A 15,727-nucleotide genomic window follows, 5' to 3' on the forward strand; every position below is an offset into this window, starting at 1 on the left:
TAGTTGGATTAACATATTTATTTATCCAAATACTTAAACGTTAATCCTAACCAAATCATAATGGTAGCGGATACATTTTGCAACCCTTCGAATAAAAAAAAAGCTACCAGCCTCTCGGCATGATAGCTTCCTTCTTATTCGTTTTGTTTTGGCAGCCATTCTAAGAACTGCTGGATATGCGTGTCCCAATAGCTCCATTCATGATTGCCTGGGCCTTCAATATAAGTTAAAGGATAATTAGCCTGCTCGCTCGCATTACGGAAGGCGATATTATCATTGTATAGAAAATCCTCCGTACCACAGCACTGATAGAGCAGAGGCTTAGCCGCCGAATCCAGCTTGGCACTCCCCGCTACAAGATGCAGCAAATCATCATCCGTGCCTTTAATTTCTTTATCACCATATATGAGATGGAACAGACGCTTCAGATCAGTCATTTCGCTCCGTTTCACCATATCCGCCATATCCAGCGCACCGGATAAGCTGCCAGCTGCGGCAAAACGATCCGGATGCCTTAATGCCCATTTGAATGCTCCATAACCGCCCATCGATAAGCCCGCGACAAAATTATCTTCACGGGCATCAGATAGAGGGAAGAAAGAACGAGCAACGGCCGGAAGCTCTTCGGTTAGAAACGTCCAATATTTATTGCCATATGCCATATCCGTATAAAAGCTTTGATGCACATTCGGCATGATAACCGCAAAACCTTGCTCGGCTACATAACGTTCGATAGAAGTTCTGCGCATCCAAATGGTATCATCATCAGACAAGCCATGCAGTAAATATAACGTTTTATGAAGCTTCTGACTGCTGCGATTATTCATACCAATTTGCGATGTCGTCTGCTGCGGCAAAATAACGGTCATCGATGTACTGAGGCCCAGTGCCTCAGAAAAAAAGTTGCAAGTAATGAGTGCCAAACGATATTCCTCCTATTAATAGATATGCTTTTTTTATCAACTTACTCTAATGATATGTAATACTAGTAATGTAGCATCTATATGAAGCGCTTGCAATCTATCATATGAAACGGTGATGCTTCCATGTCCTATACGCCCTAAGGTTAGTTAGTGAACTTTTTTTCAGTGCTTATATGTACAGAAATAGAAAGGTATAATAGAAATCGTCACAGAGCGAATATAAATTTTGGAGGTTGATTACGAATGAAAATGATGCCTTTAGAGCGTCGTGGAATATCCGATAGCCGTCTCGTGTTAGGCTGTATGGGTTTTGGCGGAAGCTGGGATCTTGCAGACCCGATTACCCCTAGTCATATCAAGCAAGCAGAGGAAGCGATAGAAGCCGCGCTATCAATCGGCATTACGATGTATGATCATGCGGACATTTACACAAGAGGCAAAGCAGAATCCGTATTCGGTCAAATTCTTAAACAGCAGCCCAAGCTTCGTGAGCAGCTCGTCATTCAATCCAAAGTAGGCATTCAGCTCTCGGATGGCATTTTACCTGGTCGCTTCAATTTCTCGCAAGAGCATATATTATCGTCTGTTGATGGCATATTGGAGAGGCTTGGCACAGAATACTTAGATGTTTTGCTGCTTCATCGTCCTGATCCGCTTATGGAGCCGGATGAAATTGCAGAAGCTTTTACGAAGCTGAAATTATCCGGCAAGGTTCGCAACTTTGGCGTATCCAATATGAGCCCGGGACAAATTCGTTTCCTGCAGCGCTCGCTGCCCGATCCTATTGTCGTAAATCAGCTGGAGATGAGTCTACTTCGTCATGATTTCATCGATCAAGGTGTGCATGTCAACCAAAAGGCAGGTTTAAAAGACAACTTTGCTGAAGGTCTTATGGAATTGATGCAAATGGAAAATATACAAATTCAAGCATGGGGGCCACTGGCACAGGGGAAATTTTCTGGAAGAGTATCCGAAAACGCATCGGAGTCAGAATTGAAAACAGCTGCTCTCGTACAACAAATAGCTGAAGAAAATGAAACGACACCGGAAGCCATCGTACTAGCTTGGTTAATGAAGCATCCCGCTCGTATTCAGCCTGTAATCGGCACTGTAAATCCTAAGCGGATAGCAGCCTGTAAGGATGCGGTGAAGCAATCGGAACTTATGACGAGAGAGCAATGGTACACGCTTCTAGTAAGCGCAAGAGGCATAAATATGCCTTAATTCGCGGGAATACGCGGATTATTAATATTTTTTCATTTAATTCTCATAATCGCTCATAATCCTTATTATACCTGCCCTTTTGTTCTCATGAGTGAAAATAGCCCTTTTGCGGATGTGTTATAGTCATAATACATAAAACGAAACGCGGAGGGACAACCTGACAGCATGAGAAAATTACACCTACTGAAATCGATTGCCAAAGCAGGCATTTGCAGCGCTATCGTCATATCGGCATTCACAATCGGAACTTTTGCTCCAAAGGCACATGCAGCTACACCTGAAACACTTAATCTTGTTTCTACAGGAAAAGAATTTATCGGCACTCCATATAAATTCGGTGCACCGGCAGGCGTTACATACGCTTTTGACTGTTCATCTTTCACTCAATTTTTGTTCAAAGGACTTGATGTTTCTCTTCCACGCACATCTGTAGCACAAGCTACGGTTGGCAAGAAGGTTCCTAAGGGTTCACTCAGCATGGGCGATCTTGTTTTCTTTAAAACGAATGGCAAGACGATCAGCCATGTCGCTATTTATGCAGGCAACAACAAAATTATCCACAGCGCTACAAGCACTGGCGTTACCGTGTCGGACATGACCTCCAGCTACTGGTCCAAAAGTTATGTTACAGCAAGACGCGTCACAAATTAATTTTATAATATAGAATTTGGCTGTTATCGCCCTTTGCGATAGCAGCTTTTTTTCTGTTTATCGTGAATCAATCGCAAGCTTCTATAACATTCTTAACCATATATAAGGGATATGAAACAACTTAATAGAAAACGAAATAGAAAACGAAATCACTTTCTTAGAAATTGCAGCGTTAAATCATTTACTATTTCCGCTTGCTCCATCGTTAGTGAATGACTTGCTCCTTCGATTAAATGAGCTTCAAGGCCAGGAATCGCTTTTTTCGCATAGGCTATTGCCTTCAAAGCAGGATAAATGACCTCTTTATCTCCAACAAGAAGCAAAGTAGCAACTTTGAAGTTATGAAATTCCTCTATAGGAAATACGGAAGGCATTACCTGCAAAAGAGGCTTGGCATGGCGATACCCTGCAATAACTTGAGTGCGAAAGATAGGTGTTAACTGCTCCCCCCTGCCCGAGAACCAACGAAAAGCATTATCGACCCATTTCTCTGATTGAAACAATAACGCAGGGTAAACCTTCATAAAAAAATTATAGCTTATTTTATGGAAGGTACCCGCAGGGGCATAAAGAATGAGCTTGGAAACGCGGTCTGGGTAAGCGATTGAAAAATTAAGCGCTAAGAAGCCGCCCATAGAATGGCCAGCGATGTCTACCTTGTCAAATAGGAGCGCGTTCAAAACTTCAAGAAGCCATTGCTGCGCAGCCTGCTTGTTTTTTATTACAGCTGTTGGTTTACTCTTCCCAAAATCGCCCATTACATCAACTGCATATACACAGCGTTCTTGAGTCAGCTGCTTTATATTGGGATACCACATTGTACTGCTCATGGTCATTCCATGCAGAAGCAGCAATGGCTGCTTACTTGAATCGCCGAAGCATAACACATGGGTTTCTCCGAAGGATGTCGGGAGGTACAGTGATTTGTATTCCATTTCAAACATGTCCAAGCATTTCTCATAACAAAGACAATATTCTTTCTCGACAATTTCATTCTTAAAAATAGACATCAAAATGAAGTCACGTCCTGTTCTGCTTTAATGAATAACCACGCTATCTTACATGTATTCAATAAGATGATCATATTTTCCTTTTATGGATGAAATGAATAAAAAATAAACATGCCTTTCTCATCGGATTTGATTTTGCTCTGGTTTGCACTATCCAAGATAATCTGAACGTGTTCTGTATTACCTTCAGCAGCCACAATTAATGGTGCAGGTACAAGCAATAAGCAAACAAGAACCAATGCAAGCAGTTTGCTAAAATATTTGAACATCGCATAACTCCCCTTTCGATTGAAAACCGTTTTTCATAGGCAGTATTTCATTCCTTCGTTAAAGAAATAAACGCAAAAAAATGCCATCAGCTTTTGCCGACAGCATTCATCTCACTCCATATAAAATCATCTACGCAAATTCGTTGTTATTAATAAGAATATTAATAATACCTTTACTCAGCAATTGAGGTTTTTTTCTGATCTGAAGCCATCGATAACGATTTATAATCATCATTTATCACCTTTAGCCAGCTCTCCTGACGTCCCTCAGCGTAGGTGCTATCCTTGCGCTTGCAGGCAATGCCCTCCAAATCCGATCTTCTTACAAGATCAAAAATAGCCGCACCCTCTCGCTCCACGTACAGCATCTTTTTGAAATAGGCATTATCCTCCAAAATATATTCCAGCAGCCGCTTTCGCTCAAGCAGCGGTTTTTGCCTTAAATCAAGCCCGTTGTAATAAAGAATATCAAATACAAAAAACTGGACCGGCTTCGTCCTTTTGGCTTCACGGATACTCGGCTCCTTCTTCAACCTGTAACGTTCCTGCAGCGACTCGAACTCAATCGCTCCTGTAAATGGGTTTACATAGGTTACCTCGCCATCTAACAGAACATCCGCAGGCTCCCTCAGCGGTACATTATGTAATTCGGGATACTGCCGCGTAACTTCATTGAAATGCCGAGTATATAAAGCAGCCTTGCTTCCCATAAAGGAGAGCTGCAGGCGATGTCCATCCAATAGGGGTTCAAATATAAAATCATCATCATCAAAAGGTTTTTCATATTCCGTTAATAACATGGGTTCCACGAACATTACGGCGCCCCCTTTCCGTTTAACCATTTTAGCATGATTTCACTTCAAAAATAGGAGGTAAATTTAGGTGAATGATATGAATAAACTCTCCCTCGTATCCACATAATAGGTTCAAGAAGGAGGCTGAGAAAAGATGGCAAATCGTACGAATCAACTTCTTATACCGCAAGCCCGTGCAGCTCTAGAGCAGCTTAAATATGAAGTGGCCCAAGAGCTTGGCATTCAACTTCCGCAAGACGGATATTATGGCAATATGACCACTCGCGATATGGGCTCTATCGGCGGATTAATTACACGCCGGCTCGTTCAAATGGCTGAACAGCAGCTGTCAGGACGTCGTTAATTTCTACATAAATAAGCGCCAAGAATGCAGAGATGCTTTCTTGGCGCTTATTTATTTGAGAAAAAATAAGAAATTGTGCAAATAAATGCTTTTGTCACGAATGGAGAACTTCCCTTCTTCCATAAAAATCGGTAAAATGGGAGAGAGTTGTCCCGTTACATAACGCATACAAACAAATTCCATTATGGAAAGGAATATTCTAATATGATTATTCAACCAAAAACACGTGGCTTTATTTGTACGACAGCACATCCTGAGGGCTGCGCACAACAAGTACAACGTCAAATCGATTACGTAAACGCTCAACCAAGCATTGAAGGCCCGCGCAACGTGCTCGTCATTGGAGCTTCAACAGGTTATGGTCTTGCTTCACGTATCGTTTCTTCTTTCGCTGCTGGCGCTAATACAATTGGCGTTTATTTTGACAAAGCTGCTGAAGGCGCACGCACAGCATCCGCTGGCTGGTACAATTCCGCTGCTTTCGAGGAAGCTGCTGCAGCTGCTGGACGCAAATCTTTTAGCATCGTTGGAGATGCTTTCTCTGATGAAATTAAAGCAAAAACAATCGACTTGATCCGTACGGAACTAGGTCAAATTGATCTCGTTGTCTACAGCGTTGCTTCTCCGCGCCGTACGCATCCAAAAACAGGCGAAACGTTTTCTTCCGTTATCAAGCCGCTTGGCGGCACGTATTCGAACAAAACCGTTAACTTCCATAACGGCGATGTAACGCAAGCTACAATCGAGCCGGCAACAGAAGACGAGCTTCGTCAAACGATTGCTGTTATGGGCGGCGAGGACTGGCAGATGTGGATTGACGAGCTTGAGAAAGCTGGAGCACTTGCTGAAGGCGCAACTACAGTTGCTTACTCTTACATTGGACCTGAAATTACACATGCAGTATATCGTGAAGGTACAATTGGCGCTGCTAAAAATGATCTGGAAGCTACGGCTCACCGCCTTAATGAACAGCTCAGCACAAATGGCGGTCGCGCATTCGTTTCCGTTAACAAAGCGCTCGTAACGCAATCAAGCTCCGCGATTCCAGTTGTGCCACTTTATATTTCCGCCCTTTATAAAGTGATGAAAGAAAAAGGCATTCATGAGGGCTGCATTGAACAAATGTATCGTTTATTCTCAGAACGTCTATACGGCAAAAATGAAACGCTGGTTGATGAAAAAGGCCTTATCCGCGTTGATGATTGGGAGATGAGACCAGAAATCCAAGCTGAGGTTGCCGATGTTTGGGCTAAGCTCTCTACAGAAAATGTATATGATCTTTCTGATCTTGAAGGTTATCGTCGTGAATTTTTCCAGCTGTTCGGTTTCGAGACAGATGGCATCGATTATGAAGCAGACGTTAATCCAGAAGTAAACATTCCAAATCTTCGCTAATATTTCCACTCTAAAACCAATTCGAGCGTTTATTCACTCGAGTTGGTTTTTTTGTGTTTTCTGGTGCAAATACATTACTGGTATGGCCACTGCTATAAGGATCATTTATAACTTGATTAATGTATAAAAAAAACCCCTTAACCGAAGTTAAGGGGTTTTGATTTGATACTATAGTTTTACAACGTTTTCTGCTTGTGGTCCACGGTTGCCTTGAGTTACGTTGAACTCAACGCGTTGACCTTCGTCAAGTGATTTGAAACCGTCGCCTTGGATTGCGGAGAAATGTACGAATACGTCATTGCCGCCTTCAACTTCGATAAAACCGAAGCCTTTCTCTGCGTTAAACCATTTTACTGTACCTTGTTCCATAATTGATTACCTCCAAAAGTATATTAACATGTTTTTTCCAGAAAAACTAAAAATCACACATTGAAAAAGATATCATCATACAAATGACAACCTTTTCAATATGTGAATTCAAGGTTAAATTTGTTGTTTGTATTGATAATATACCATAGGCATTTGTAATAAGCAAGTCTTCTTTTAAAAAAAGATTAAATCCCTTTTTTCTCCGGGATAACAACAGCTTGGTCAGGAAATTATATATCGGGTAGCAAGCACACTATTCTAACGTTGAGGAGTATGTACATGCGGAAATTTTTCATTTTAGCTTTACTTATTTTAGCTGTAGGCTGTTCGTCAAATCCAAGGATGTCAACCAATAAGCACTCTGCTCTTGGTTACACATCAACCAAAACACCTATTATTACGTCAACTCCACACACAACCCAGGCCTCTTCAATCTCTACACCGATGATGAAGAATCCTACCGTTTCAATGAAGGGCTCGCAGTACAACAACATTCCAGATTGGCTGTTGGGCGATGGAGCAAATGGACTCGTGAATAAGTATCCTTATCCATTTCCGTCTCAGTACCCAGGTCAATACCCAGCTCAACAACCAACGACACAGAATCCAACAACTCAAAACCCGACCACTCAAAATCCAACGACTCAAAATCCAGCGGAGAAAGCTCCTTCTTCCTCTGGACAATATGAACAGCAGGTGCTCCAACTCGTCAATTCTGAACGATCGAAATCAGGGTTGCCTGCACTCAGCATGGATGGATCTTTATCCAAAATGGCTTTGGTTAAAGCACAGGATATGATTAACAACAACTACTTTGATCATAATTCACCAACTTATGGTTCTCCCTTCGACATGATGAAACAATTCAATATTACGTACAGTTCTGCTGGTGAAAATATTGCTAAAGGCCAGCCTACTCCTGATCAAGTAATGAAGGATTGGATGAACAGCCCTGGGCACCGCGCAAATATTTTGAAATCCAGTTTCACTAAAATTGGAGTTGGATATTACAAAGGGGCATGGGTTCAAGAATTTACTGGTTAATCGCATCGATCAAAAAAAGAGCAGCCGACGAATTTCCACTCGTTGGCTGCTCTTAATAACATCGCGGCATAATTATTTACTAAAGACTAAACCGAACCAAGTATTTCGCTTAATGCGGCAATAAACTGATCATTTTCTTCCGGCATACCTATTGAGATACGCACATGGAGCGGCAAGCCCCACGTTTTTCCGTGGCGAACGATAATCCCTTTAGCCATTAAACGCATGTAGATGGACTCCGATTCCGGCCCAAGCTCAGCAAGTACAAAGTTGGTCATACTTTGCGTATATTTGATTCCAAGCTGGTCAAATGAAGCGTACATGCGCTCACGTTCCTTGGCAACCAGTGCTTGCGATCTTAAAACATGCTCTTCATCACCGATCGCTGATGCTGCTGCTGTCTGGGCAAGTGCATTAACATTAAACGGCTCCTTCACTTGAAGAATGCTCTGAATTATTTTCTGAGGGGCAGCCCCATAGCCTACTCGAATACCTGCAAGACCGTAAATTTTCGAAAAGGTTTTTAGCACGATGAGCGGGTAGCCTGCTCTTACAAATTCCATTCCATCCGAATACAGCTCCTCCGAAACGTAGTGGCTGTAAGCTGTATCGAGCATAACCATGATACGTTTTGGGATTGTATCGAGGATATATTTCAAATCTTTTTGAGCTACATAAGTACCTGTTGGATTATTTGGAGAACATAGATATATAATTTTGGTACGATCAGTCACTGCAGCAACAATAGCTTCTGCATCATATTGAAAAGCATCATTGAGCGGGACAACGATTGTTTTAGCTCCCATCAACTGAGCACCAAACTCATATTCACTGAATGTAGGTCCCGGCACAATAATCTCATCACCCGCATCCAAAAAAGCTTCTGCTACAAGCGTGATGAGCTCATCTCCGCCGTTAGTAACAATGACTTGATCTGCATGCAGGTCGTAATAATCGGCAATGGTTTTCTTCAATAGCTGAGACTGGTTGTCAGGATAACGATGAAGATCTTTCAAGGCGATTTGAATGGCTTCTATCGCTTTTGGAGAAGGCCCTAACGGATTTTCATTAGAGGCCAGCTTAATTACATGCTGCAGGCCATATTCGCTCTGAACCTCCCAAATTGGTTTACCTGGCGAGTAGGGCTTCATCACTTCCAATGCCTTTCGTGGTTTAACTTCAATTTTCTCGTTCATACATTTCACCCTTACTAAATAAAGTCAAAACCTTTATTACGATAATACATTAATCCTTTCTCGCAGTAAAGAGTTAATGCGAGACAAGATTGTCGAAATAATGACGATATTCCCGCTCAAGCAGTATCGTATTGAACATTAAGAAAAGGAGGCACCCCTTATAGGCGCCTCCTATTATCTGTTTTTTTCACTTCGTTTTATTTGTCCTCAGCCAAAAAATCGATCATTGAACGAGCTTGTACCTTGCCCGCTGCAATTGGCTTACTTGCTGCTTCTCCACTTTCGCGCAAGCGGAACTCTACGATTTTAGCTACACCCGGTATCAAATCAAAGAAATTGTCCGTGAACATGCCCTCGTGCTCTGCAGTAATCCAGACCTGCTTAGCAAGCACATCCGTCTCCAGCGAGAACGACGTACCGTTGCTGCCTTCAACCTCTGAAATTCGAATAACCGCTGAAGCAAGCTTCTGTTCTTTCGCTTTCACGAAATAATGTTCCTTGCTGTCTATCAGCTTACCGCCTTGGGTCAGCTCTGCATACAATACAACACGGTTTGCTTCGCAGCCTGTCAGCCATTCCAGCTCGTTTATCGAGCTTACAATTGCTGCACTATTTCCTGTTATGGACACTTGAGTGGTTTCCTGCTTAATTAACACGCCTGCAAAGTCGTATAGCGATAATCTGAGCTCGCCTTTCAACGATTCCAGCAAATCCGTTACTGCATGAATGTTGATGACGCCGTCATCTGTCTTGTCAAAAGACAGCATTGTATCGGCGAAGCTCCTTTTCGCATAATACTGCATAGCTTTCCATTTCCCGTAATAATCCATGCCTGCCCAAGAAGCTACTGGCCAGCAATCATTCATTTGCCAGTATAACGTTCCCATGCAATATGGCATGCTGCGACGATGCGCCTCAATCGCCATCTTCATCGCTTCTGCTTGCAGCACCTGACTCATATAAAGAAAAGCAGGGAAGTCCTTAGGCTCGCTCATATAAATATCCATGTATTCTTTAATGAGACGGTTGCCGTCGCCATTCTTCTGATGCGCGCGCATTACCTTAGAATCCAGAGCCAAATCCTGCTCCGTTGCGAATTTCATCACCGTATCATACTCAGGGAATGACTGGAAGCCGTATTCACTCATAAAACGGCCGATTTTCAGGTTGTAGTTCTCGAATGGCTCAACTGCGTGCCATACTCCCCAGTAATGAACATCTCCCTCTGTAGATAGCGGATGCGCATGCTGGTTAATGTCCCCCGACAGCGATATAAGCGGTGAGGATGGCCAATATTGTGTTCCTGGCGCATAGGCTTCAACCGCATCAGGTAAAATGTCATGGAAAACCGCCTCGTAGTCCGACCAAATGACAGCGCGCTGCTCCGATGTATATTCTTTTTTCCAGCCCCAGCCGCCCTTCTCATCAAATTGTGCCCAAGCCGAATCAATCTCGTTATTGCCGCACCACAGCACGATGGAAGGATGATTGCGCAGCCGCTTCACATTTTCTTCTGCTTCCAAGCGAACATTTTCTAGAAAGGCCTCATCGCCAGGATACATGCTGCATGCGAACATAAAGTCCTGCCACACCAAGATGCCGTACTCATCACAAAGCTCATAGAACACCGACTGCTCATATATACCGCCGCCCCATACCCGAAGCATATTCATATTCGATTCCGCAGCTGAAACAATTTCATGTCTATATCGCTCATCCGTTACTTCTGTTATGAAGCTGTCATTAGGGATATGGTTTGCACCTTTCGCAAACACAGGAACGCCATTAAGCTCAAAATAAAACGAGGCTCCTACCTCATCCTTGTCTCGTACCAATCGAATGGAGCGAAGACCCGTACGAACGGACTTTGCAGCTATCAACTCTTCTTCCTTGCAAAGCTCTGCTGTAAATGTATATAAATGAGCATCGCCAAGTCCTCTGCTCCACCAAAGCTTCGGATTCTCGATATCAACAGGCAGTTGAATCACATTGATCCCTTGCTTTAAGTGCGCAGCCTGCTCCCAAGTTTGTCCCCCTGCACTTAACTTCACTAAGCCGTTCCATTCATGCTCCGACTCAATTTCCACATCTACTGTTAAGCTAGCTTTCGAAGCCTTTACCTGATCCTGCTTCACATATACATCGGTAATTTTGCTGTCGGACCAGCCCTCTAGTCTAGCTTCACGCCAAATACCGCTCGTAACGAATCGTGGACCCCAGTCCCAGCCATAATGATAAGGCGCTTTTCTTGCAAAAATACTTATCTTCTGAGCACCCAGTCCGCCAAGTTCTGATTGATCATTACTAGCTGGTAGATTATAGCCAAGCTTCTCGATTTTCGGCAAATCCTCTTGCACAGGGGAGCGGAATTTAATCAACAATACATTATCTTTGGCATTCACCATAGACGCTACATTTGCTTTCCATGTTCTGAACATATTGTCTGCTGACAATACATGATTGCCATTTACATAAACGTCTGCATACGTATCTAATCCATCGAATACGAGTTCAATACTTGAGGCATTTAACATTTGATCATTTACGTCGAAATGAGTCTCGTATTCCCAATCTATTTTGTCAATCCATTGCAAGTCATGCTCATTTGTTTTATAGAAAGGATCTTTAATGATGCCATTGCGCAGCAAATCCGTATGAACGCAGCCAGGCACGATGGCTTCCATCCATTCTTGCTCCTGACAAGCTTTGAATTTCCAATTACTTAGCACTAGTTGTGTTTCTCTCATTTTGTCCTCCTAAGAATATGTGTCTTCCTATCGCCTGTCATTCTTCTTTATCTACAGCTTTCTTCATACCAAACAAGTCTGGAAGTTCATCCAGTGTTGTCACATTTGAATGATTATAGATTTTTTTCAAAATCTCTTGGCTGTTATGTTTTCCATCGTTTAAATAATCGCCTTCCCAGGTGACAAACCAGCACCAATTCGCACCATACGCTTTCATTAAGTCCGGGTCAGGAATGGAACCATTTTCGGTCATTGCAACAAGTTTTTTATTGCTGACTAGAGCGACGAGATTATCAAAATAATTAATGGCTGGAGAATGATCTCCAGGGGTTGGATAACTATCTACACTAACGATATCCACTACGTCATCTCCTGGATACCATTCGGGCTGGACCGAATTCCAGATCCATATGAGATTGTTTAATTCATGCTTATTGACCAGTCGATCGTATACGATTCGGTAAAGCTGCTTTGCCGGCTCAGGACCCTTTGCTCCCCACCAGAACCACCCGCCTTCTGCTTCATGAAGCGGTCTAAACAATATGGGTACATGGGCGTCCTTTAACCTTTGAAGCTGCACGGCAATCGTATCGATATCAGCTAGCAGCAGCTTGTACTCCTCCGATTCGGTGTCACTCAAAGCTTTCTCCAAATCAAAGGTTACCGAATCAGCATAAAAGCCCCGCCACCATTCTTTTCCCGGCTCGTCAATTATGCCGGTGGGAGCGTTCCAATGCCATAAGAAGGTTGTAATGCCGCCCTGCTTATGCCAGCCAATTGCTTTTTCCACTTCATACGAGATAGCTCCGTGCTCTGCTCTTGTTTTGGAATAATCGATTAAATCAAACCCGACCATCGCTGGTTCTTTACCGGTAACCTTTTCAATCCAAGAAACATTATCCAGTTCGGTTTGACCCGACAACATCGACTTGCCATAGTTTTTCACCAAATAATTCATTAGCTTTTTGGCTTCTGCAGAAGCATTCCCATTCACTAATTCACCAGAGACCTGATGTTTCGTTTCAGGCTTCGTCTTTTGCAGCTTAATATAGTCGATATCGTAATAACCCCAGCCTCGAGTCAGGCTAATCGTATTCGTGCCCTCTTGTAAAAGCAGCTTCCCTGCCTTGAGCTCCGAAAATTGATCATTGGGCTGTAAAACCAATTCGCCGTGGGGCTGATTATTCAATGAAATGCCAGCTACTTTATTGCCATTTGGCGCCCGGTAGCTGACCCATACATTGTATAATACTGCCTTTGGAGCAACAACCTCAAACGTTAACTGGTCCTGCTCATCCGTAAAATCAGTAACGAAGCCTGAGCCAGAGAAGCCCTCCCCTTCTTGAGAAACCATAGTACCTTGAAGCAGCCCGGACTCCGCTTCGTATTTCAAAAATGGTTCTTCCTTGTTTGAGCTTGGCAGCACAGCCAATGTAACGACTAAAGCGGCGCCTAGAAGCGCTAAGCAGACAGCCAGCGCACTAATGACAACTCGCCTGCTCCTTAAGGCGGTCACCTGATAATCCCCACTTTCGCGAGCCGGAAATTAGTGCCTGTGCATTCTGGTCGATTGCCATGAATGACTTCAAGCTCGAAGCGGTGACGGCCGCTCACCCAATCATCTCCGAAACAGCTTAAGCGATACCACCCATCATCCTGGACCCATGATGGCCTCTCCCGCTCCATCACTTGCCACTCCCCATCATCTATTCGGTATCGAAACTCAGCTGAGCTTCTCCCGAAGTCAAAGCCAAGAACGAGTCCTCTTCCCTCGAAGGAGAAGGACAACTCTGCTCCAATGGCCGATGTCTCGAGCACTTGATCGATCCACTCCAGATGAGGCCATCTCCTTATGGCCCAAGAACCTCTCGTATGAATGTGATGAAAAGATAAGTCGAATACATCATCCCAGCATTGTGTATCCAGCGGCTTTGGTATCAAGTATGAAACCTGATCAGCCTCCACCGCGTGATCCGCGTGCGATAATTCCTTCTGGAGATATGCAATTACACTTTGCCCATAGCTCAAGCTTCCTCTGCTTGTCGGATGAAGACCATCTGGTAGCCATTCTTCAAAGCGCAGCTTGCCTTTCTTGACTTCCTCAAAAGCGTACAAACCCATCCATACCGAGCTTAGCTCATAATGCTCTGCTATCCGCTCAAATTCATTAATCGTATCCGGTACCAAGCCCTGTGTAATGGCGTTGTACATATTTTGCGAATACGTGTATACGATGACGATATCGCGCTGGCCATCAGCGAGCAATTGCCTTATTAATCCTTCGCGCGAGCGATTGCGCTTCAAGGTTGACTCGCCTTCATCATTAACTGCGTATTCAATAAAAACCAAATCGCAATGCGTATCAATTAAATCACGTTTGGCGCGAAAAGCAGCTAAATCGCTGCCCGTTGCTCCGATCGCTGCATTTTCAACCGTGATACGCAGATCCGGGTATTGCTCCGTGAACCAGGCAATGACTGGCTCCGGCCAGTTATGACGCGGCCTTGCATCGGTGATCGAGCCTCCAATAAAACCCACCGTCAAGCGTCCCTCTTGGATTCTATGCCGCGTTCGATGCAGATTGCTTCTGTGATTCCAAATCGACAAAGTCATAAATGGCGTGCTCCTTGCACAAGTATTAGTCCTTGCGATGAATGTCATCCACCCGCTATTCTCGCAGCTGATAATTTTTCAAATCAGGCAGCTCATCCTTCGTTAACGAGAAAGGGTGATTATAAAATTTGATAAGCTGTTCCCTATCTGTAAACTTCTCGGCATATACTCGGTGTCCATTCACTGTATTGTAGACAAAATCGCCATACCACGTGCAATTCCATGCCCAGAGTGCGCGATCCTGCAGCATAAGATCAGGATCAGGAATCGGTCCATTTTCCGACAAAGCAATAATTTTGTTCATGCTTGTGTAAGCGAGTGCCTTCTCAAAACGATCAAGCTGCGACTCGTAATTTTGCTCAGGGGGATAAATATCTTCTCCAATAATATCGACGTACTCATCGCCCGGATACCAATCCGCATGCTGTCCATTCCATACCCAAATCAAATGGTTCAACTTATGCACGTTCGTCATTCGGTCATACATCAGCTTCCACAATTGAACGCAGGGCTCAGCCCCTTTGCTGCCCCACCAGAACCAGCCTCCTGAAGCCTCGTGCAGAGGTCTCCATAATACCGGTACCCCTGCATCCTGCAGCCGTTTCAGCTCGGAGGAAATCGCATCAATATCTCTGATCAGCAGCTTATAATCCTCTGACTCTTTATCATTCATCGCCTTCTGCACATCAAACGTCGTTGCTTTTGTATAGAAACCGCTGCCCCACGTTCGGTCAGGGGGCAAATCGATTAAATCCTTAGGCGCATTCCAGTGCCAGCAAAAAGTTACGATGCCGCCGCTTTGCCACCAATCAATCGCAATGTCTGTATCGGAGCATGTGGCCCCGCGCTCTGTGCGCGAGGGTGAATAATTCATGAAATCAAAGCCATAAACAGCTGGGTATTTCCCAGTCACTTCATGCAATATTTCAAGCTCAGGTGTTGATACTACACCGATTTGCTGACCGGTCAATATACGAGTTCCATAAATGTCGCATAAATAGGTCATCAGCCTTTTCGCATGATCGTCTGCATTCGGGTTTATGAGCTTAGGTTCCACTATGAAACGGGATTGCTGCTTCACATTCAACATTTATGGTTTCTCTCCTTCATTATCATTTCTATTTATAT

General features: G+C 43.7%; 15 protein-coding genes. 5 read left to right on the top strand and 10 right to left on the bottom strand.

Annotated elements, in window-relative coordinates; translation table 11 throughout:
- Positions 1-134 precede the first annotated feature (134 nt).
- A complete protein-coding gene (locus ACIFSR_RS01265) occupies positions 135-923 on the bottom strand; it encodes an alpha/beta hydrolase (protein ID WP_339203693.1) in 789 nt (262 codons plus the stop codon).
- A 243-nt stretch (positions 924-1,166) separates the two neighbouring features.
- On the opposite strand from ACIFSR_RS01265, the gene ACIFSR_RS01270 reads away from it, so the two are divergent.
- On the top strand, positions 1,167-2,147 hold the full coding sequence (locus ACIFSR_RS01270; protein ID WP_339203694.1) for an aldo/keto reductase: 981 nt from the start codon (positions 1,167-1,169) through the stop codon (positions 2,145-2,147).
- 165 nt (positions 2,148-2,312) lie between these two features.
- Entirely contained in the window at positions 2,313-2,798 is a 486-nt protein-coding gene (locus tag ACIFSR_RS01275; protein WP_430054265.1) for a C40 family peptidase, read from the top strand.
- 149 nt (positions 2,799-2,947) lie between these two features.
- On the opposite strand, the gene ACIFSR_RS01280 is transcribed toward ACIFSR_RS01275, so the two are convergent.
- From ACIFSR_RS01280 to ACIFSR_RS01290, 3 genes are all read right to left on the bottom strand, one after another.
- Positions 2,948-3,742 carry an alpha/beta fold hydrolase gene (locus tag ACIFSR_RS01280; protein ID WP_430054267.1) on the bottom strand — a complete coding sequence of 265 codons (795 nt, stop codon included), beginning with the start codon at positions 3,740-3,742 and terminating at the stop codon, positions 2,948-2,950.
- A 149-nt stretch (positions 3,743-3,891) separates the two neighbouring features.
- Positions 3,892-4,077, bottom strand: a complete 186-nt coding sequence (locus ACIFSR_RS01285) for a hypothetical protein (RefSeq protein WP_430054269.1) — start codon at positions 4,075-4,077, stop codon at positions 3,892-3,894.
- Positions 4,078-4,250: 173 nt separating this feature from the next.
- A complete protein-coding gene (locus ACIFSR_RS01290) occupies positions 4,251-4,892 on the bottom strand; it encodes an ATP-dependent DNA ligase (protein WP_339203696.1) in 642 nt (213 codons plus the stop codon).
- Positions 4,893-5,025: 133 nt separating this feature from the next.
- Between ACIFSR_RS01290 and ACIFSR_RS01295 the strand changes: the two genes are divergently transcribed.
- Positions 5,026-5,235: an alpha/beta-type small acid-soluble spore protein gene (locus ACIFSR_RS01295; RefSeq protein WP_076266703.1), complete on the top strand. Its 210-nt coding sequence runs from the start codon at positions 5,026-5,028 to the stop codon at positions 5,233-5,235.
- Between the two features lie 204 nt (positions 5,236-5,439).
- The gene (gene fabV / locus ACIFSR_RS01300) at positions 5,440-6,630 is read left to right on the top strand and encodes an enoyl-ACP reductase FabV (RefSeq protein ID WP_339203697.1); all 1,191 of its coding nucleotides are present in this window, start codon (positions 5,440-5,442) and stop codon (positions 6,628-6,630) included.
- Positions 6,631-6,798: 168 nt separating this feature from the next.
- Here fabV and ACIFSR_RS01305 read toward each other — a convergent pair whose 3' ends face one another.
- The gene (locus ACIFSR_RS01305; protein ID WP_054024035.1) at positions 6,799-6,999 is read right to left on the bottom strand and encodes a cold-shock protein; all 201 of its coding nucleotides are present in this window, start codon (positions 6,997-6,999) and stop codon (positions 6,799-6,801) included.
- A gap of 279 nt (positions 7,000-7,278) precedes the next feature.
- Between ACIFSR_RS01305 and ACIFSR_RS01310 the strand changes: the two genes are divergently transcribed.
- Complete coding sequence (locus ACIFSR_RS01310) at positions 7,279-8,043, top strand: CAP domain-containing protein (protein ID WP_430054273.1); 765 nt, start codon at positions 7,279-7,281, stop codon at positions 8,041-8,043.
- 86 nt (positions 8,044-8,129) lie between these two features.
- On the opposite strand, the gene hisC is transcribed toward ACIFSR_RS01310, so the two are convergent.
- The 5 genes from hisC to ACIFSR_RS01335 form a co-directional block, all read right to left on the bottom strand.
- Positions 8,130-9,239 (bottom strand): histidinol-phosphate transaminase, encoded by a 1,110-nt coding sequence (gene hisC, locus ACIFSR_RS01315; RefSeq protein ID WP_430054275.1) that lies wholly within the window; start codon positions 9,237-9,239, stop codon positions 8,130-8,132.
- A gap of 197 nt (positions 9,240-9,436) precedes the next feature.
- A complete protein-coding gene (locus ACIFSR_RS01320; protein WP_339203700.1) occupies positions 9,437-11,986 on the bottom strand; it encodes a beta-mannosidase in 2,550 nt (849 codons plus the stop codon).
- 37 nt (positions 11,987-12,023) lie between these two features.
- A complete protein-coding gene (locus ACIFSR_RS01325) occupies positions 12,024-13,502 on the bottom strand; it encodes a glycosyl hydrolase (RefSeq protein ID WP_430054277.1) in 1,479 nt (492 codons plus the stop codon).
- Positions 13,499-14,599, bottom strand: a complete 1,101-nt coding sequence (locus ACIFSR_RS01330) for an SGNH/GDSL hydrolase family protein (RefSeq protein ID WP_430054280.1) — start codon at positions 14,597-14,599, stop codon at positions 13,499-13,501. The genes ACIFSR_RS01325 and ACIFSR_RS01330 overlap by 4 nt, the downstream gene beginning before the upstream one ends.
- Positions 14,600-14,654: 55 nt before the next feature.
- Positions 14,655-15,689: a glycosyl hydrolase gene (locus ACIFSR_RS01335; protein ID WP_430054282.1), complete on the bottom strand. Its 1,035-nt coding sequence runs from the start codon at positions 15,687-15,689 to the stop codon at positions 14,655-14,657.
- Positions 15,690-15,727 lie beyond the last annotated feature (38 nt).

It is taken from the genome of Paenibacillus sp. NRS-1760, assembly GCF_050467785.1.
In the GTDB taxonomy this organism is placed as follows: Bacteria; Bacillota; Bacilli; order Paenibacillales; family Paenibacillaceae; genus Pristimantibacillus.